Genomic DNA, 18,678 nt, shown 5'->3' with positions numbered 1-18,678 from the left:
AACTATGAAGTGGTTACTATTCTTGTTTATTTTAATACCGGCGATTGAGATTACGGTCTTAATTGGATCAAGTCATGTAATAGGTTTATGGTCTACGTTCGCTATGATTGTATTTACAGGTGTTGTAGGTGTGTATTTGGCGAAAAGACAAGGGTTTAAAGTGCTTGGAGAGATTCAATCTAAGTTGAATAGAGGGGAAATGCCAGGTGAGGCGGTACTAGATGGTATTTTTGTATTTGTAGGAGGTATTCTCTTAGTGCTTCCTGGGTATGTGACAGATATGCTAGGGTTTATCTGCGTGATCCCTATTACGAGAGCTTTATTGAAGCCGCTTGTTATGAAGTGGATGGAATGGAAATTTAGAAAGAATTCTACTATTATTATTCAGAAATAGCACTTAGATTGTAGAAATCTAAGTGCTATTTTTTGTCTTGTAAAAGGAGAGGAACTTGCTGATTGAAGCTTTGTTTTACCGCGCTATTTGTGGGGTGGAATTTCTATCTCAAAGCTGGGCTGCTCGTAAGTGTCTGATGTGGGGCGAATGATGAGTGGGGATGAACAAAACGTTCGCTTATTATATTTGCTATATAATTTTCGTTTGAACTCTTGTGTGTACTTCGATTAAACTTGTGATTTTTTAGTGCTATTAATTTAGATGAATAAGATGGAGGGAAACACTGCTAAATTAAAGTTTTGCTTTCTTATATAGAGGAACGATTGGTGTAAAAAATTCATATAAAAAGGCGGAGATTGTTAGTTGAAGTCTTATTTTATGCTATTTTGTATATTTATTCATTTACATAAAAAGTAATAAATGTAAATGATAATTATAAAATAAATAGAATAAATATGTAAAAACACCACGGAATATGCGTTTTTCATGCAAAAAAACAAGAGAATTATCTTTTTTGAGTGCAATTCTCTTGTTTTATGTAATAAGTATGAAAAATAAGTACAAGGAATAATCAGTGGGAATTTCCCACTGATTACATGTAAGTTTTTTGTTGTGTATGAATTAGAAACTATTATTTTGAAGGTGAACCTTTAATATATTTCCACAAGTCATGGAAGACATTAGCTTTGTGTAATGTATTAAGTAGTACTAAGGTGACTGGGCCGATGATTAATCCTAAAAAGCCAAAAAGTTTAAAGCCGACAAATAGAGCGACGAGTGTTGCTAATGGATCGAGACCGATGTTAGATGAAAGTACTTTCGGCTCCATAATTTGTCTTTGGACAATCACGACGATGTATAAAATGAGAAGACCAATGGCGAATGCGGTATCGCCAGTGAAAAATACGTATATAACCCATGGAACAAAGACTGCGCCTGTTCCTAAATATGGTAGTAAATCTACAACCCCTGTAATAATCGCGATAGTAATGGCGTATGGTACGCGTAATATTAAAAGCCCGATTAGTACAATGACAGTTGTCATAGATACGAGTGTAAGTTGTGCTTTCACAAAACCAAACAAAGCTTTTCTTAAGTCGACAAAAATAGTTTTTCCATAGCCATGTACACGATTCGGTAGCAATTTTCTTGCTTTCTGAGCAAGACGGTGCCAATCGTAACTAATGAAGAAAGTGGCTAATAAAATGAATACAAGGACAGTTAAAGTTGTTGGCAGTGCACTAATGAAATTCGTTAACCCGCTTATAATGGCGGTTAAAAGTTCTTTCATTTGTGTTGTCGCTTCTGTTCCTAAGTTTTGAATGTTTTGTGTAATTGTATAGCGCTGTGGTTCTCCAAGATGATTAAATTTAGAGATTAAATCATCGTAGAGAGGCATAATATGATTAAGTGCAAATTGCTGAGCGAATGTAACGATATCTGGAAACTTTACTGTAACAAGTTGTAGTAAGTATGTTGTGGCAGATATTGCTTCAGTCACAAGATATGTAACAAGTCCAACGATAGCTCCAAATACGAGAATTAAGCTAACGAGTACTGCTAGTGCGCGAGGAAATTGTAGTTTTTGATTAAGGAAATTGACGACAGGATTAATCAAATAAGCAAATGCAAAAGCGATAATAAAAGGATAGATAAGCCCTGACATGTATAGTAATACATAGAACCCAGCTACCGTTGCTACAATGACAAATATGAGTCGCAATATCATATATAGTAAGTTTCGGTTCAAAGATGTATACCTCCCATTCCAATTTGGATTATCCTAATTCGTTCAACTTATAACGAGTGTGCCCCACTGATTAAAGTTTCACTTTATGTTATAGTGGAATGATGGATTTTTCCTGCTTTTTCAGTATGTGAGTGACTGTGAAAGCTTGGTGTTGATGCTTCTACTATATGGTAAAAACTTCATTTTCTCTTCTTTTTATTTTACCTGTTTCTAATTAGAAAAGAAAGAAGAGACGTCTGTTTTTTAAAATGTATACACGCTTAAATTTTTATGGTGAAAGTCTCAATTTATCATTTTAAAATACATAAAAAATGAAGTGATTCATGTTGAATAGGCATCGATATATCATGTATAACGATAGGTTTAAAGGTATTTTTGTTTGGAAATGAGTTCATTATTTTCAGAAAGGAAGTGCAAACATGATTAGTCAGTCAACGTTATTTTTATTCATACTACTTATTATAGGACTTATTGCGAAAAACCAATCGCTTACTGTGGCTATTGGTGTGTTATTTTTATTGAAGTTTACGTTTTTAGGAGATAAGGTCTTTCCTTATTTACAAACGAAAGGAATTAACCTAGGTGTAACGGTCATTACAATAGCGGTGCTCGTACCGATTGCGACGGGGGAAATAGGTTTTAAACAACTTGGAGAAGCGGCAAAATCTTATTATGCGTGGATTGCTTTAGCTTCAGGTGTAGCGGTCGCTTTGTTAGCGAAAGGCGGCGTACAATTGTTGACAACGGATCCCCACATTACAACTGCGCTTGTTTTTGGGACAATTATAGCGGTTGCGCTATTTAATGGGGTTGCTGTTGGTCCGTTAATTGGGGCTGGAATTGCCTATGCGGTTATGAGTATTATACAAATGTTTAAATAAGGAATTTTATAGTAATATAAAATTTTTGAATTCTTTCTGTTCACAAAAGTCAGATAATTGTTTATAATAGGATTAGAAACTTTGAAAAGTTACATAACAGCAGAGACTTTACACCAGATAAAATAAAAACAACATAAAACAATTTTATAATGATATTGTTTTATGTTGTTTTTATCATAAAACTCTTCGGAATGTATTTTCCTCACTAACTTGTTGTTTTGAGCGTGAGGATTCGGGGAGACATTCACGCTCATGCTTTCCATGTAAACAATGGACAATAAGAGGGGAACATCGCAACAAATTTGCATGATCGTGCATTTTGCTTGCCTAAAGAGTGAACGGGCGTTCATAATTCATAAGGGGAGCAAATAGATATAAGGAGCAAGGTTGGGAGAATTTTCAGGAAAAGGAGAGAATGTCATGACTGTTATTCGAGGTTTAGAAGGGGTAGTAGCAACAACATCATCTGTGAGCTCTATTATTGATGATACATTAACTTATGTTGGGTATAATATTGATGATTTAGCTGAGAATGCTACGTTTGAAGAAGTAGTGTACTTATTATGGCACCGCAAGCTTCCTAATGAAAAAGAACTAGCAGAATTTAATGAAATTGTATCAGAATACTATAAAGTTCCAGGTGAGATTTTAACATATTTGAAACAAGTAGATTTAAAAATTGCACATCCGATGTCTGTTTTACGAACTGCAATTTCCATGCTATCATTATACGATGAGAGCGCTGAAATTATGGACGAAAAGTCCAATTATTTGAAAGCGGTTAAATTACAGGCGCAAGTAGGAACTTTAGTTGCTGCTTACGCGAGAATCCGTAAAGGTTTAGATATTGTTGAGCCAAGAAAGGATTTATCATTAGCTGCAAACTTCTTGTACATGTTAAATGATCGCGAGCCAAATGAAGTTGAAATTGAAGCTTTTGATAAGGCGCTTGTACTTCATGCAGATCATGAGTTAAACGCTTCTACATTTACTGCACGTGTTTGCGTAGCTACACTTTCAGATGTATATTCTGGTATTACAGCAGCAATCGGTGCATTAAAAGGTCCTCTTCACGGTGGGGCAAATGAAAATGTAATGAAGATGTTAACTGAGATTGGTGAAGAAGAAAATGTAGAGTCATATATTCATAATGCTCTTCAAAATAAAGTGAAAATCATGGGCTTTGGCCACCGTGTGTATGAGCAGGGTGATCCACGTGCAAAACACTTACGTGAAATGTCTAAGAGATTATGCGTGCTTTTAGGAGAAGAGAAATGGTATAATATGTCTATCAAAATTGAAGACATTGTAACAAAAGAAAAAGGTCTTCCACCAAATGTTGATTTCTATTCAGCTTCTGTATACCATTGTTTAGGAATTGACCATGACTTATTTACACCTATTTTTGCAATTAGCCGTATGTCAGGCTGGTTAGCTCATATTCTAGAACAATATGAAAACAACCGTTTAATTCGTCCGCGTGCTGATTATAATGGACCAACGCATCAAGTGTATGTTCCAATTGCACAACGATAAGCGAATAACACTATTTTGATAGTGAAAATACGCTTTCAAAAGTCTGATTTTTTCGGAAAGATGTAATGATTAGAATATTTTAATTTGACTAACGGTTTGAACTGAGGGGTTATTCCCTCAGTTTCATACATATGAAATTTCAAACATGGGGGTTATCACATTGACGACAGGTGAAAAAATTACTGTAACTAATGGTGTTATGAATGTACCAAACAATCCGATTATTCCATTTATCGAGGGAGATGGAATTGGTCCTGATATTTGGGCAGCTGCATCTCGCGTACTAGAAGCAGCAGTTGAAAAAGCTTATGATGGTGAGAAGAAAATCGTTTGGAAAGAAGTGCTTGCAGGGGAAAAAGCATTCAACCAAACAGGCGAGTGGTTACCAGAAGAAACTTTAAACTTAATTCGTGAATATTTAATCGCGATTAAAGGTCCACTTACAACTCCAGTTGGCGGTGGTATTCGTTCTCTAAACGTAGCACTTCGTCAAGAATTAGATTTATATGTATGTCTACGTCCAGTTCGTTATTTTGAAGGTGTTCCTTCACCTGTAAAACGTCCGGAAGATACTGATATGGTTATTTTCCGTGAAAATACAGAAGACATTTATGCTGGAATTGAATATGCGCAAGGATCTCCAGAAGCAGAAAAAGTTCTTGCTTTCTTAAAAGAAGCAATGGGTGTTAATAAAATCCGCTTCCCAGAAACATCTGGTATTGGTATTAAGCCAATTTCAGAAGAAGGGACAAAGCGTCTTGTTCGTGCTGCAATTCAATATGCAATTAACGAAAAACGCTCTTCTGTTACATTAGTTCATAAAGGAAACATTATGAAATTTACAGAAGGTGCTTTCAAAAACTGGGGTTACGAAGTAGCGGAACAAGAATTCGGCGACAAAGTATTTACTTGGGCTGAATACGATCGTATCGTTGAAAAAGATGGTAAAGATGCAGCGAATAAAGCGATGGCAGACGCTGAAGTGGCTGGAAAAATCATCGTAAAAGATTCTATTGCAGACATCTTCTTACAACAAATTTTAACTCGTCCACGTGAGTTCGATGTTGTTGCAACAATGAACTTAAATGGTGACTATATCTCTGATGCACTTGCTGCACAAGTAGGTGGAATTGGTATTGCACCTGGTGCAAACATTAACTATGTAACTGGACATGCTATCTTTGAAGCTACGCACGGTACAGCTCCAAAATATGCAGGTTTAGATAAAGTAAACCCATCTTCAGTTCTTCTTTCTGGTGTATTATTATTAGAGCACTTAGGATGGAACGAAGCTGCGAAATTAGTAACTGCTTCAGTTGAGAAAACAATTGCTTCAAAAGTAGTAACTTATGATTTCGCACGCTTAATGGAAGGTGCAACAGAAGTGAAATGTTCTGAGTTCGCTAATGAACTTATTAAAAACATGGATGTAGCGATAATCAAAAACGCATAATTAAAGCGGGGGGTAAATTATGACAATCAAACGCAAAAAAGTTTCAGTCATCGGTGCAGGATTTACAGGAGCAACAACAGCATTCTTATTAGCACAAAAAGAACTTGCAGATGTTGTATTAGTGGACATCCCACAACTGGAAAATCCAACAAAAGGGAAAGCGTTAGATATGTTAGAAGCGAGCCCAGTACAAGGTTTTGATGCTAACATTATTGGAACATCTGATTACGCAGATACTGCTGATTCTGACGTTGTTGTAATTACAGCAGGTATTGCGCGTAAGCCTGGTATGAGCCGTGATGACTTAGTAGCAACAAACTCTAAAATTATGAAAAGTATTACGCGCGACATTGCAAAACATTCACCAAATGCGATTATTGTTGTATTAACAAATCCAGTTGATGCAATGACATATTCTGTATTTAAAGAAGCAGGATTCCCGAAAGAGCGTGTTATCGGTCAATCGGGCGTATTAGATACAGCTCGTTTCCGTACATTCATCGCACAAGAATTAAATCTTTCTGTGAAAGACATTACAGGATTTGTTCTTGGTGGACACGGTGATGATATGGTACCTCTTGTACGTTATTCTTATGCAGGTGGCATTCCGTTAGAAACGTTAATTCCGAAAGAGCGTTTAGAAGCAATCGTAGAACGTACACGTAAAGGTGGCGGTGAGATTGTAGGCTTATTAGGAAACGGTAGTGCATATTACGCACCAGCTGCTTCTTTAGTTGAAATGACAGAAGCAATCTTAAAAGATCAACGCCGTGTATTACCGGCTATTGCGTACCTTGAAGGTGAATATGGTTATAGTGACCTTTACTTAGGGGTACCAGTAATTCTAGGTGGTAACGGAATTGAAAAAATTATTGAATTAGAACTTCTTGCAGATGAAAAAGAAGCGTTAGATCGCTCTGTAGAATCTGTACGCAATGTTATGAAGGTTCTTGTTTAATAATGAAATAGAAGTAGAAAAAGATTCGGGGCCCCGAATCTTTTTCTACTATTTATACAAATGTTTTTTTGAAATAATATGAAAACGCTGTCATTTGGTGTATCCTATAACGAAACTGTAGATTTATACTATACATTGCCCTCATCATAGTAAAATTCGGATCAGGTATCGCTTTTAGTAGGATAATAAGGTGAAAAAATCGGAGGGGGTTGTAACATGTTAAAGAAAAAAGTTCAAATTGGTCGTAAAATGGATGAAATTACAGTAGGAGAGAAATTATCTATCACTGAAAAAATTGAGGATAAAGATTTGTTATTGTACTTAGGGTTAACGAATGATGCCAATCCATTATATATTCAGCATGATTACGCATCCCAAACTCCGTATGAAAAGCCGATTGTACCAAGCATTATGCTAACTGGAATGATTACAACGGCAGTTACGAAATATTTACCAGGTCCAGGTAGTCATATTACGAGAAAGGACCTTACGTTCGTGAAGCATGTTCACCATTATGAAACGTTACAAATCCACTTTGAAGTTGTGGCTGTTTCTGAGGAGGAACATACAATTGATATGCTTGTATCTGCTCATGATGAAAAAGGAGAAACTGTTGTGAAAGGTTCATTAACAGTAACGCCACCTTTTAAATCAGTCTCTATTATGGAAAAAGCATTAGATAATTTTTAAAAAGATGAAAATATGAATAGCGCTAGCATACCTTTAATAAGGATGCTAGCGCTATTTTTAGTTGAAGAATCCTTCTTTGAACCCTTCAGCAAATTCTGAGCACCCCGTTTTAATCGTATCCCAGCTCGGAGCGTTAAAAGCAAGGATACATGTGACTGCTAAAGATAGAATGGATAGTATTAGTCGCATAATAGACCTCCTTATATTATTAATTTATATATTAAGATTAATAATATAATTATCGGTAATTGAAGTCAATTAAAGGAGTGGTTTTTTAGGTGAGGTGGAAAAGAGAAGACGTGATCTTTGAAACAGTAAGAGAAGCTGAAGTGTGGGCAGACGGGGTTGCGAATGAAATGTACGGGAGAGTATTTGATGGATATGAAACACCAGATTATAAAATAGCGTATGCTCTTTCGTTTTTCCTAGCACAAAATCAAGATTTTATAGTTCATACGGAAGTGAGCTTTAAAGAAGAGAGAGCAATCTATAAAGTTTGGCAAAATCCTGTGTAGTTGCAGGTGAATCGTAATTACTTCTATTTTCTCAATTCTACACAAACGATCTCCATGAATAGACAATTATATTGAGAGGGACCTTGTTTTCTAGTATGATGAGAATAACGGGGAAAATACTAGGATGAAGAAGGTTTCAAGTCTATAACTTGGAGGAAAAGAATGAACAATCGTATTTTAGTAGTTGATGATGAGGAATTTATCTTAACTTTAATCGAATTTAATTTACAACAAGCTGGGTTTGAAGTTATAACAGCGATGGATGGAGAAATGGCGCTTCAAAAAGCGACAACAGAACGCCCAGATTTAATTATATTAGATTTAATGCTTCCGAAAATGGATGGTATGGAAGTGTGTAAAGAATTACGATTGCAGCGCGTTATGACGCCGATTTTAATGTTAACGGCAAAAGATGATGAGTTTGATAAGGTGCTAGGCCTTGAACTTGGGGCGGATGATTATATGACAAAGCCATTTAGTCCAAGAGAAGTTGTTGCTCGTGTGAAGGCGATTTTGCGTCGTACGAAATTACAACAAGAAGAACAAGTTGCAGAAGCGCCAGATGAAGATAGCATCACAATTGCAGAACTTAAAATTTTACCGGAATTTTATGAGGCTTATTTCCAAGGAAGAAAGCTTGAATTAACACCAAAAGAATTTGAACTACTTGTGTATCTTGCGAAAAATAAAAGTCGCGTGTTGACACGTGATCAATTACTAAGTGCTGTATGGAATTACGATTTTGCTGGTGATACACGAATTGTTGATGTTCATATTAGCCATTTGCGCGATAAAATTGAACAAAATACGAAAAAACCGACGTACATTAAAACGATACGTGGTTTAGGATATAAATTAGAGGAGCCAAAAGGGAATGAATAAATTTCGTTCCAGGCTTCTTTTTACATTTGTTTCTCTTATTGTATTTATTTTAGTTGGACTAGGTTTATTACTAGAAACTGTGTTTGAAAACTACTATATAGATCATGCTAAAGAGAGAATGGTAAAAGAGACAGAGTATGTTGCGACGTTAGCAGAAGAGCAAGGTTTTGATAATGTCTTAAAAAACCCATACATATTTGAAAAGTTAGAAGAAAAAATACCAGCTTCTATCGTATTTTTGGATGAAAAAAAGAAAGTTCAATATAGAAAAGGACAAGAATTGGCATTTAGTCCAGAGACGATTAAAGAACTTTCTTCGGAAGTGGCAAAACAACGAAGTAAAGTGATTACGAAAGAAACGGATCGAAAGAATGAATTTTATCATGCGGTGTTCGTTCAAGATGTAGAAGGAAAACAAGGATACATTTTGGTGAAAAGTATAATTGATCCTTTAAGAGACGTACATCAAAAAACGTGGGGATTATTAATTATCGGATTTGTCATTGCTTGTCTCGTAGTTGTATTTTTAGGTATGAAAATTACAGGGCAATATATTAGGCCAATTGAATCGGTTACGAAAGTTGCAATTGAATTGGCAAAGGGCAATTATAAAGCACGTGCATACGAAAGTCATTCGGATGAAACTGGAATGCTGAGTAAAGCGATTAATATTTTAGCTCGAAATTTACAAGAGATGACACTTGAACAAGAAATGCAGCAAGATCGTCTGCATACGTTAATTGAAAATATGGGAAGCGGAATGATTTTAATTGATAGCCGAGGATATATAAACCTTGTAAACCGCTCTTATAAGGAAACTTTCCACGTAACAGATGAAGAATATTTAGATCGCTTATATTATGAATCGTTTCATCATACAGAAATTATTGAGCTTGTAGAAGAAATCTTTATGACAGAAGTGAAAGTGCGTAAACAAATGTTATTGCCACTTGGAATTGAACGGAAGCATTTCGAAGTATATGGAGCGCCGATTATCGGGACAAACCATGAATGGAAAGGGATTGTTCTCGTATTCCATGACATAACAGAGTTAAAGAAATTAGAACAAATGAGAAAAGACTTTTTAGCGAATGTTTCTCATGAATTAAAGACACCGATTACTTCTATTAAAGGTTTTTCAGAAACACTCTTAGACGGAGCGATGGATAATAAAAAATTCTGCGAACATTTCTTGCACATTATTTTAAAAGAAAGTGAGCGCATGCAAGGATTAATTGAAGATTTATTAGATTTGTCGAAGATCGAACAACAAGGATTTAAATTAAATATGGGAACCGTTGATATGAAGGGGCTGCTTGAAGATATTCATATGGTACTTGATAATAAAGCAGGAGAAAAAGAAATCTCTTTACAAGTTAATGTATTAAAACGTGCCTCTGTTATTGGAGATCCAAGTCGTTTGAAACAAATCTTTATTAATTTAATTAATAACGCAATCGTATATACACCGGCTGGAGGCGTTGTTTCAGTAGAGTTAGCGGAAGATAAATATAATGCTTATATAAAAGTATCGGATACTGGAATTGGTATTAGTAAAGAGGAAATTCCGCGTATTTTTGAACGTTTCTACCGGGTGGATAAAGCAAGAAGTAGAAATACTGGTGGTACCGGCCTTGGATTGTCGATCGTAAAGCATTTAGTTGAGGCGCATCAAGGTACGATTACAGTAGATAGTGAAGTTGGAGAAGGGACAACGTTTACAGTTGTTTTACCGAAATCAGCAACTGAAAAATAGGATGAAGGATGTTTACAATATATTAACAATGGCTTAATTAAATATTAATAAAGCTCTGTTAATATAATACATGAAAACCCCTTCATCCAAGGAGTAATTTTGGACGAGAATAGTTAAGCTGTTCTCGTCACTTCCCTTTATGCCAATATAAGTCTGTTTTATATATGAAAGAAAATAGCCGTTATTTTTCTTCTCTCTATTAGTCATGTTAATATAGAGAGAGGAAAGGAACGGTTTTTTTCTGTGAAAAAAATCATTTCAAATTTGTATGGGGAGGTTTCAATTTTGGAAAAAAAGGTCGTATTAGTAGATGGTAATAATATCGCGTATCGTGCTTTCTTTGCACTACCGCTTTTAAATAACGACAAAGGTATACATACGAACGCAATTTACGGTTTTACAATGATGTTAATGAGAATATTAGAGGAAGAAAAGCCAACTCATATGTTAGTGGCGTTTGATGCAGGCAAAACAACGTTCCGTCATAAAACGTATAGTGAGTATAAAGGAGGACGTCAAAAGACTCCACCTGAATTATCAGAGCAGTTCCCGTTTATTCGTGAGATGCTGGATGCGTTCAATGTACCGCGTTATGAATTAGAAAATTATGAAGCGGATGACATCATGGGAACGTTAGCGAAAGAAGCGAGTGAGCAAGGGGCGAGTGTAAAAGTTATTTCAGGAGATAAAGATTTACTTCAACTTGTTTCTGATAACACGCTTGTATGTATTCCGCGAAAAGGGATTACAGAAGTGGATGAATATACGAAAGAAGCTTTATTTGAAAAATACAGCTTATCACCAAAGCAAATTATCGATATGAAAGGTTTAATGGGAGACCAGTCAGATAATATACCGGGTGTACCAGGAGTTGGTGAAAAAACGGCAATTAAATTGTTAACACAGTTTGGAACGGTTGAAGAAGTGTATGAAAATCTAGATCAAGTAAGTGGGAAGAAATTAAAAGAAAAACTGGAAGAAAATAAAGAACAAGCTCTTATGAGTAAGGATCTTGCAACTATTATTACAGATGCGCCGATTACAGTTCATGTGGATGATATGGCGTATAAAGGATATGAAGCAAGTGATGTCATTCCAATGTTCGAGAGTTTAGGATTTACATCTCTTTTAAATAAATTAGGCGTTACGCCAGAAGAAACAGCTCCAGCTGAATTAGATGATATTACATTTGATATTGTGGAAGAAGTTACAGAAGAAATGCTTCAGCAAGATAGTGCGCTTATCGTTGAAGTACAAGAAGATAACTATCATAAAGCAGACATTCAAGGTTTCGGTATTCAAAATGAAAATGGATGTTACTTTATTCAGACAGACATTGCTCTTAAGTCAGATGCTTTTAAAGAGTGGCTTGCAGATGGAGAAATGAGAAAGCATACATTTGATGCGAAGCGTGCAATCGTTGCACTGAAATGGAATGGGATAGATATGCAAGGGATTGACTTTGATCTATTAATCGCTGCTTATTTACTTGACCCGGCTGATACAGATAAAGATTTCCGTACTGTAGCGAAAATGAAAGAAACGCATGCTGTGAAATCAGATGAAGAAGTTTACGGAAAAGGTGCGAAGCGTGCTGTTCCAGAGTTAAAGGTAGTCGCGGAGCATGTGGCTCGTAAAGTGCATGTATTATATGATGTAAAGCAAACATTCGTTGAAGAGTTAAAGAAGAATGAGCAATATGAACTGTTTACAGAGTTAGAATTGCCGCTTGCACGTGTATTAGCTGATATGGAAGTAAAGGGTGTAAAAGTTGATACAGAGCGTCTTCGTAATATGGGAGAAGAACTTGCGGGTAGATTAAAGGAAATGGAACAGGAAATCTATAAGCTTGCGGGAACAGAGTTTAATATTAATTCACCGAAGCAGCTTGGTGTTATTCTGTTTGAGAACTTAAACTTACCGGTTATTAAAAAGACGAAAACAGGTTATTCTACGTCAGCTGATGTACTAGATAAGCTTATGAATCACCATGAAATTATTCCAAATATTTTACATTATCGTCAATTAGGGAAACTAAATTCAACTTACATTGAAGGTTTACTGAAAGTTGTACATGAAGATTCATCTAAAATTCATACTCGCTTTAATCAAGTGTTAACGCAAACAGGTCGATTAAGTTCAACGGATCCGAACTTGCAAAATATCCCGATTCGATTAGAAGAAGGAAGAAAGATTCGTCAGGCATTTGTTCCATCAGAAGAAGGATGGATTATGTATGCGGCTGATTATTCACAAATCGAACTGCGTGTATTAGCTCATATTGCAAATGATAAAGGGCTAGTTGAAGCGTTCCAACATGACATGGATATTCATACGAAAACAGCTATGGATGTATTTGGCGTTGAAAAAGATGAAGTAACTTCAAATATGAGACGACAAGCGAAAGCTGTTAACTTCGGAATTGTGTATGGTATTAGTGATTATGGTCTTTCACAAAACTTAGGAATTACAAGAAAAGCAGCAGCGGAATTTATTGAAAAGTATTTAGAAAGTTTCCCTGGTGTACAAGAATACATGGAGGACATCGTAAAAGATGCGAAACAAAAAGGATATGTAGCTACATTATTAAATCGTCGCCGTTATATTCCAGAAATTACGAGTCGTAATTTTAACTTGCGTAGCTTCGCTGAGCGTACAGCGATGAATACACCAATTCAAGGTACTGCAGCAGATATTATTAAAAAAGCGATGATTATTATGGCAGATCGTTTAGAAGAAGAAGGATTACAAGCGCGTCTTCTTCTGCAAGTACACGATGAATTAATATTTGAAGCACCAAAAGAAGAAATCGAAAAATTAGAGCAGCTTGTACCTGAAGTAATGGAACATGCGATTGAACTTGCAGTTCCGCTGAAAGTTGATTATTCTTACGGTCCAACTTGGTACGACGCAAAATAAGGAAGTGATGAAATGCCTGAATTACCAGAGGTTGAAAACGTCAGACGGACACTTGAAAATCTTGTAACAGGAAAAACGATTGAAGATGTTATTGTTACTTATCCAAAAATAGTGAAACGACCGGATGATGCAGAAATCTTTAAAGAAATGCTAAAAGGCGAGAAGATTGAAAATATAAAGCGAAGAGGAAAGTTTTTGCTTTTATATGTAACGAATTATGTCATTGTTTCACATTTGCGTATGGAAGGTAAGTTTTTATTACATCAAGAGGATGAGCCGATTGATAAACATACGCACGTCCGTTTCTTATTTACAGATGGAACGGAATTACATTATAAAGATGTGAGAAAGTTTGGTACGATGCATCTCTTTAAGAAAGGTGAAGAAATGAACCAAATGCCTCTTGCTGACTTAGGTCCGGAGCCATTTGATGCTGAAATGACACCGCAGTATTTACAAGAAAGATTACAAAAGACAAATCGTAAAATAAAAGTTGTGCTACTGGACCAGCGTCTTTTAGTAGGGCTTGGAAATATATATGTAGATGAAGTTTTATTCCGTTCTCAAATTCATCCAGAACGAGAAGCTTCGTCTTTAACAGTAGAAGAAATTGAGCGAATTTATGAGGCTACCGTTACAACGCTAGGCGAAGCAGTAAAGCGTGGCGGAAGTACAATTCGGACGTATATCAACTCACAAGGGCAAATTGGTTCGTTCCAAGAACTCCTAAATGTATATGGGAAAAAAGGAGAGCCGTGCGTAACTTGTGGCACGATATTAGAAAAAACAGTTGTTGGCGGGCGAGGAACGCATTACTGCCCAATTTGTCAGCCTAGAATATAGAAAAGAGATAACATCGGATAGGCATTTGTCATATACATACAGCAGAGCTATGTATAAGGGAGGAGCTTACCGATGTACCTTTATTTATCTCTTATTTTATTAGCTTTTACATTAAGCTTAGATAGCTGTAGTGTAGGGCTAACATATGGTTTAAGAAGCGTAAGAATTCCACTAAGATCAATTATAATTATCGGAATGTGTTCAGCGGCTGTTATGCTTGTTTCAATGGGAATTGGACATATGATCGCGAAAGTATTTTCACCTGTTATCGCAACGCGTATCGGTGGGCTTGTTCTTATTGGAATAGGGATTTGGGTATTATATCAATTTTTTCGAAGTGAGAAAAAAGAAGAACCGAAGCAAGAGGAGAAGGTCTGGAAATTAGAGATTGCCTCGCTAGGGCTAGTGATTCAAATTTTACGGAAACCGACTGTAGCAGATTTTGATAAATCAGGCACCATTTCTGCAGGAGAAGCATTACTTCTTGGTATAGCTCTTTCTGTAGATTCATTTGGTGCCGGAATTGGTGCATCTTTATTAGGGTATGCACCCGCTATGATGGCGATATTAGTTGCAGTTATGAGTTCTTTGTTTTTATTTATTGGAATGAAACTTGGAACGGTTTTATCAAATATGAAATGGTTACAAAAATTTACATTCCTGCCTGGAGTATTACTCATCATTATTGGAATTTGGAAAATGTAAGTATGGGCGTGGAACATTAGTTTCGCGCCTTTTATTATGAGGAGGATTATTATGACAGTAGTAATTGGATTAACGGGAGGCATTGCAAGCGGAAAAAGTACGGTATCAGAAATGTTTCGTGAACTGAGCATACCAGTTATTGATGCAGATATTATCGCAAGAGAAGTTGTAGAGCGAGGAAAACCAGCATATAACAAAATAGTAGAAGTATTTGGAACGGAAGTGTTACAAGAGGATGGAGAACTAGATCGTCCAAAACTAGGAAGTGTCGTTTTCTATAATGAAGAAAAACGATTGCAGTTAAATAAAATTGTTCATCCTGCAGTGCGTGAGGAAATGAATAGGCAAAAGGAAATGTACATAAAAGAAGGTATGCAAGCGGTTGTGTTAGATATTCCTCTCTTATTTGAAAGCAAATTAACAAGACTCGTTGACCGCATTTTAGTTGTAGCGGTTAAGCCGCATACGCAATTAGAACGTTTAATGAAACGAAATAACTTTTCAGAAGAGGAAGCAACAGCTCGTATTCAATCTCAAATGCCGTTAGAAGAAAAAATGAAAAATGCAGATGAAGTGATAAATAATGATGGCACAATTATGGGAACGAAAACACAATTGCAGGTAATTTTAAAAAAGTGGAACATTATTGACTAAAAAATTGTGAAATTAATGAAAATGCTTAGTGACATATCCCCTTTTTGTGTTATACTATTATTGGGATTGGAGATAAATAGTATAACGCATTCAAGGGGGATAACATATTATGACTCGTGTGGCAATTAATGGATTTGGACGTATTGGGAGAATGGTATTTCGTCAAGCAATAAAAGAAAGCGCATTCGAAATTGTAGCAATCAATGCAAGCTATCCATCTGAAACGTTAGCACACTTAATTAAATATGATACAGTTCATGGCAAGTTTGACGGAACAGTAGAAGCATTTGAAGATCACTTATTAGTTGATGGAAAAATGATTCGCCTTTTAAACAACCGCGATCCAAAGGAATTGCCTTGGACAGATTTAGGTGTTGAAGTTGTAATTGAAGCAACTGGTAAATTTAATTCGAAAGAAAAAGCAATTCTTCACGTTGAAGCTGGAGCGAAAAAAGTTATTTTAACAGCGCCTGGTAAAAATGAAGATGTAACAATTGTAGTTGGTGTGAACGAAGACCAATTAGATATTACAAAACATACTGTTATTTCAAATGCATCTTGTACAACAAATTGTTTAGCGCCTGTTGTGAAGGTGTTAGATGAGCAGTTTGGAATTGAAAACGGTTTAATGACGACAGTTCACGCTTATACAAATGACCAAAAAAATATTGATAACCCACATAAAGATTTAAGAAGAGCACGTGCTTGCGGACAATCAATCATTCCGACAACGACAGGTGCTGCGAAAGCGCTAGCAAAAGTTCTTCCACATTTAAACGGAAAACTTCATGGTATGGCACTTCGTGTACCAACACCAAACGTGTCTCTTGTTGATTTAGTAGTAGATGTAAAACGCGATGTGACAGTTGAAGCTATTAACGATGCATTCAAAACTGTTGCAAACGGTGCGTTAAAAGGTATTGTAGAATTCAGCGAAGAGCCTTTAGTATCTATCGACTTTAATACAAATACACACTCAGCTATTATCGATGGTTTATCTACAATGGTAATGGGTGATCGTAAAGTGAAAGTACTTGCTTGGTATGATAACGAGTGGGGCTACTCTCGTCGTGTTGTAGATCTTGTAACGTTAGTTGTTGAAGAGTTAGCGAAACAAGAAAATGTGCAACACATTTAAGTGAATAAGGGAGGAGAGGGCAAGGCGATATTTGCCCTCTTTTTTTAATTTTTTCTGAAAAGGAAAAAAATTATATAAGTATATTTTAAAAAGTGGACATACCACGAAACGTTGTGATTACTGCATTTGTGAATCGTTTATTTTTTTTAGGGAAAAGTAAAGAGGAAAATATGACAGAAAATCGAAAAAACTGTTGTTGCAAAATGAAAATAAACAAAGTATACTAACACTCGTAAACTTAAGAGCTGAGGTACGTAGTCACTACTTAAAGGGTTAGGACCTCTCTGGACTAACTTTCCCCCGTGGTAGTGGAGCAAGCCAAATTGCAAATTAGTTTTCAATTCGAACAGTTAGAATAAATTTACAAGGGGGAACTGTAGAATGGATACTATGGATACGATGGGTCGTCACGTGATCGCTGAACTTTGGGATTGCGATTTCGACAAGCTTAATGACATGCCGTATATTGAACAATTATTTGTGGATGCAGCACTAAGAGCTGGTGCTGAAGTGCGTGAGGTTGCTTTCCATAAATTTGCACCACAAGGTGTAAGTGGAGTAGTAATTATCTCAGAATCACATTTAACAATTCATAGCTTTCCGGAGCACGGTTACGCAAGTATTGATGTTTATACTTGTGGGGATCGTATTGATCCAAATGTTGCTGCAGAATATATTGCAGAAGGTTTAAACGCGAAAACGCGTGAGAGCATCGAGCTTCCTCGAGGCACTGGTAGCTTCGAAATTAAGCAGAGAGAAACAAAAGCTCTTTAAAAAAGAACATAATTGATTTAAAATGTAAAGAGGTGTATAATGCACCTCTTTTTTAGTTTATAAAAAAGGGAAAATATAACGTACTCGTTAGTTGAATAAATTGGACTCTTGCAAATGAGGTAGTGCCCTATATACCATCTTATTTTTAAGGATGAGATGATAAAGTGATGCGCTGGAACTTAAAGTGGTAAGAGAGTTAGAATGAGTTATATAATATTGTATATATATTTTAGGTGAAGTGAGTAGAGAAAAATAAAGAGTATAGTGTAAAGGAGTGAATGAATTGCGTTGTCCATCCTGTTCTCATAATGGTACAAGAGTGTTAGATTCGCGTCCGGTAGACGAGGGGCGCTCTATTCGAAGAAGGAGAGAGTGTGAAAGCTGCTTAAGTCGCTTTACGACCTTTGAAAGGGTAGAAGAGTCACCTCTTATCGTTGTAAAAAAAGAAGGCACACGAGAAGAGTTTAATAAAGAAAAGATTTTACGCGGTTTAATTAAAGCGTGTGAAAAAAGACCAGTATCTTTAAGGCAATTAGAAGAAGTAACACAAAGCGTGGAACGTGAACTGCGTAATTTAGGTATATCAGAAGTGAAAAGTGATATGATTGGTGAAATTGTTATGGAAGAACTTCGCGATATTGATGATGTTGCTTACGTACGTTTTGCTTCTGTATATCGTCAATTTAAAGATTTAAATGTATTTATTGAAGAATTAAAAGATATACTGCAAAAAGAAAGAGAGTAGAAGTTGTATTTTATTCTCTTTACATACCGTAAGTAATAGGATAAGAGAGCTAGAAGCGCAAGCTAATAGCTCTTTTTCACTAAGA

At 36.0% G+C, this 18,678-nt stretch carries 18 protein-coding genes; 16 read left to right on the top strand and 2 right to left on the bottom strand.

Features of this window, described 5'->3' with window-relative positions; translation table 11 throughout:
- Positions 1 to 4: 4 nt before the first annotated feature.
- Positions 5 to 394, top strand: coding sequence for an FxsA family protein (locus ACUN13_RS04355; protein ID WP_000871628.1), 390 nt, complete (start codon positions 5 to 7; stop codon positions 392 to 394).
- A gap of 631 nt (positions 395 to 1,025) precedes the next feature.
- Here the strand turns inward: ACUN13_RS04355 and ytvI are convergent.
- Positions 1,026 to 2,144, bottom strand: coding sequence for a sporulation integral membrane protein YtvI (gene ytvI, locus ACUN13_RS04350; protein ID WP_001081388.1), 1,119 nt, complete (start codon positions 2,142 to 2,144; stop codon positions 1,026 to 1,028).
- 419 nt (positions 2,145 to 2,563) lie between these two features.
- Between ytvI and ACUN13_RS04345 the strand changes: the two genes are divergently transcribed.
- The 5 genes from ACUN13_RS04345 (at position 2,564) to ACUN13_RS04325 (ending at position 7,662) form a co-directional block, all read left to right on the top strand.
- Positions 2,564 to 3,025 (top strand): DUF441 domain-containing protein, encoded by a 462-nt coding sequence (locus ACUN13_RS04345; protein ID WP_000625507.1) that lies wholly within the window; start codon positions 2,564 to 2,566, stop codon positions 3,023 to 3,025.
- A gap of 387 nt (positions 3,026 to 3,412) precedes the next feature.
- The gene (citZ, locus tag ACUN13_RS04340; protein ID WP_000503652.1) at positions 3,413 to 4,561 is read left to right on the top strand and encodes a citrate synthase; all 1,149 of its coding nucleotides are present in this window, start codon (positions 3,413 to 3,415) and stop codon (positions 4,559 to 4,561) included.
- Between the two features lie 160 nt (positions 4,562 to 4,721).
- Positions 4,722 to 6,014, top strand: a complete 1,293-nt coding sequence (gene icd, locus ACUN13_RS04335; RefSeq protein ID WP_000206898.1) for an NADP-dependent isocitrate dehydrogenase — start codon at positions 4,722 to 4,724, stop codon at positions 6,012 to 6,014.
- A 19-nt stretch (positions 6,015 to 6,033) separates the two neighbouring features.
- The gene (gene mdh / locus ACUN13_RS04330; protein ID WP_000153232.1) at positions 6,034 to 6,972 is read left to right on the top strand and encodes a malate dehydrogenase; all 939 of its coding nucleotides are present in this window, start codon (positions 6,034 to 6,036) and stop codon (positions 6,970 to 6,972) included.
- Positions 6,973 to 7,188: 216 nt separating this feature from the next.
- Positions 7,189 to 7,662: a MaoC family dehydratase gene (locus tag ACUN13_RS04325; RefSeq protein ID WP_000914180.1), complete on the top strand. Its 474-nt coding sequence runs from the start codon at positions 7,189 to 7,191 to the stop codon at positions 7,660 to 7,662.
- Positions 7,663 to 7,719: 57 nt separating this feature from the next.
- On the opposite strand, the gene ACUN13_RS04320 is transcribed toward ACUN13_RS04325, so the two are convergent.
- A complete protein-coding gene (locus ACUN13_RS04320; protein ID WP_001237022.1) occupies positions 7,720 to 7,851 on the bottom strand; it encodes a hypothetical protein in 132 nt (43 codons plus the stop codon).
- Positions 7,852 to 7,940: 89 nt separating this feature from the next.
- Between ACUN13_RS04320 and ACUN13_RS04315 the strand changes: the two genes are divergently transcribed.
- The 10 genes from ACUN13_RS04315 to nrdR all read left to right on the top strand — a co-directional run bounded on the left by ACUN13_RS04315 (position 7,941) and on the right by nrdR (position 18,593).
- On the top strand, positions 7,941 to 8,177 hold the full coding sequence (locus ACUN13_RS04315; protein WP_001267383.1) for a hypothetical protein: 237 nt from the start codon (positions 7,941 to 7,943) through the stop codon (positions 8,175 to 8,177).
- A gap of 162 nt (positions 8,178 to 8,339) precedes the next feature.
- Positions 8,340 to 9,059, top strand: a complete 720-nt coding sequence (gene phoP / locus ACUN13_RS04310; RefSeq protein WP_001065220.1) for a two-component system response regulator PhoP — start codon at positions 8,340 to 8,342, stop codon at positions 9,057 to 9,059.
- Positions 9,052 to 10,815, top strand: coding sequence for a sensory box histidine kinase PhoR (gene phoR / locus ACUN13_RS04305; protein ID WP_001032102.1), 1,764 nt, complete (start codon positions 9,052 to 9,054; stop codon positions 10,813 to 10,815). The genes phoP and phoR overlap by 8 nt, the downstream gene beginning before the upstream one ends.
- A gap of 285 nt (positions 10,816 to 11,100) precedes the next feature.
- The gene (polA, locus tag ACUN13_RS04300; protein ID WP_000412825.1) at positions 11,101 to 13,734 is read left to right on the top strand and encodes a DNA polymerase I; all 2,634 of its coding nucleotides are present in this window, start codon (positions 11,101 to 11,103) and stop codon (positions 13,732 to 13,734) included.
- Between the two features lie 12 nt (positions 13,735 to 13,746).
- Positions 13,747 to 14,577: a DNA-formamidopyrimidine glycosylase gene (gene mutM, locus ACUN13_RS04295; RefSeq protein ID WP_001114478.1), complete on the top strand. Its 831-nt coding sequence runs from the start codon at positions 13,747 to 13,749 to the stop codon at positions 14,575 to 14,577.
- A 72-nt stretch (positions 14,578 to 14,649) separates the two neighbouring features.
- Entirely contained in the window at positions 14,650 to 15,282 is a 633-nt protein-coding gene (gene ytaF / locus ACUN13_RS04290; protein WP_000281744.1) for a sporulation membrane protein YtaF, read from the top strand.
- 51 nt (positions 15,283 to 15,333) lie between these two features.
- Positions 15,334 to 15,936 (top strand): dephospho-CoA kinase, encoded by a 603-nt coding sequence (gene coaE, locus ACUN13_RS04285; protein WP_445423682.1) that lies wholly within the window; start codon positions 15,334 to 15,336, stop codon positions 15,934 to 15,936.
- A gap of 109 nt (positions 15,937 to 16,045) precedes the next feature.
- A complete protein-coding gene (locus ACUN13_RS04280; protein WP_000198974.1) occupies positions 16,046 to 17,074 on the top strand; it encodes a glyceraldehyde-3-phosphate dehydrogenase in 1,029 nt (342 codons plus the stop codon).
- 390 nt (positions 17,075 to 17,464) lie between these two features.
- Complete coding sequence (gene speD, locus ACUN13_RS04275) at positions 17,465 to 17,848, top strand: adenosylmethionine decarboxylase (protein WP_002003660.1); 384 nt, start codon at positions 17,465 to 17,467, stop codon at positions 17,846 to 17,848.
- 283 nt (positions 17,849 to 18,131) lie between these two features.
- Positions 18,132 to 18,593, top strand: a complete 462-nt coding sequence (gene nrdR / locus ACUN13_RS04270) for a transcriptional regulator NrdR (protein ID WP_001203687.1) — start codon at positions 18,132 to 18,134, stop codon at positions 18,591 to 18,593.
- Positions 18,594 to 18,678: the final 85 nt, after the last annotated feature.

Source organism: Bacillus cereus group sp. Bce041, assembly GCF_052646455.1.
Note: the sequence above shows the minus strand (reverse complement) of the source record. Positions and strands in the feature narration are given on the sequence as shown.

Coding starts and splice junctions, on each gene's coding strand:
- ACUN13_RS04355 (WP_000871628.1), top strand. CDS start 5: ATGAAGTGGTTACTATTCTTGTTTATTTTAATACCGGCGATTGAGATT.
- ACUN13_RS04345 (WP_000625507.1), top strand. CDS start 2,564: ATGATTAGTCAGTCAACGTTATTTTTATTCATACTACTTATTATAGGA.
- mdh (WP_000153232.1), top strand. CDS start 6,034: ATGACAATCAAACGCAAAAAAGTTTCAGTCATCGGTGCAGGATTTACA.
- ACUN13_RS04325 (WP_000914180.1), top strand. CDS start 7,189: ATGTTAAAGAAAAAAGTTCAAATTGGTCGTAAAATGGATGAAATTACA.
- ACUN13_RS04320 (WP_001237022.1), bottom strand. CDS start 7,851: ATGCGACTAATACTATCCATTCTATCTTTAGCAGTCACATGTATCCTT.
- phoP (WP_001065220.1), top strand. CDS start 8,340: ATGAACAATCGTATTTTAGTAGTTGATGATGAGGAATTTATCTTAACT.
- phoR (WP_001032102.1), top strand. CDS start 9,052: ATGAATAAATTTCGTTCCAGGCTTCTTTTTACATTTGTTTCTCTTATT.
- mutM (WP_001114478.1), top strand. CDS start 13,747: ATGCCTGAATTACCAGAGGTTGAAAACGTCAGACGGACACTTGAAAAT.
- ytaF (WP_000281744.1), top strand. CDS start 14,650: ATGTACCTTTATTTATCTCTTATTTTATTAGCTTTTACATTAAGCTTA.
- coaE (WP_445423682.1), top strand. CDS start 15,334: ATGACAGTAGTAATTGGATTAACGGGAGGCATTGCAAGCGGAAAAAGT.
- ACUN13_RS04280 (WP_000198974.1), top strand. CDS start 16,046: ATGACTCGTGTGGCAATTAATGGATTTGGACGTATTGGGAGAATGGTA.
- speD (WP_002003660.1), top strand. CDS start 17,465: ATGGATACGATGGGTCGTCACGTGATCGCTGAACTTTGGGATTGCGAT.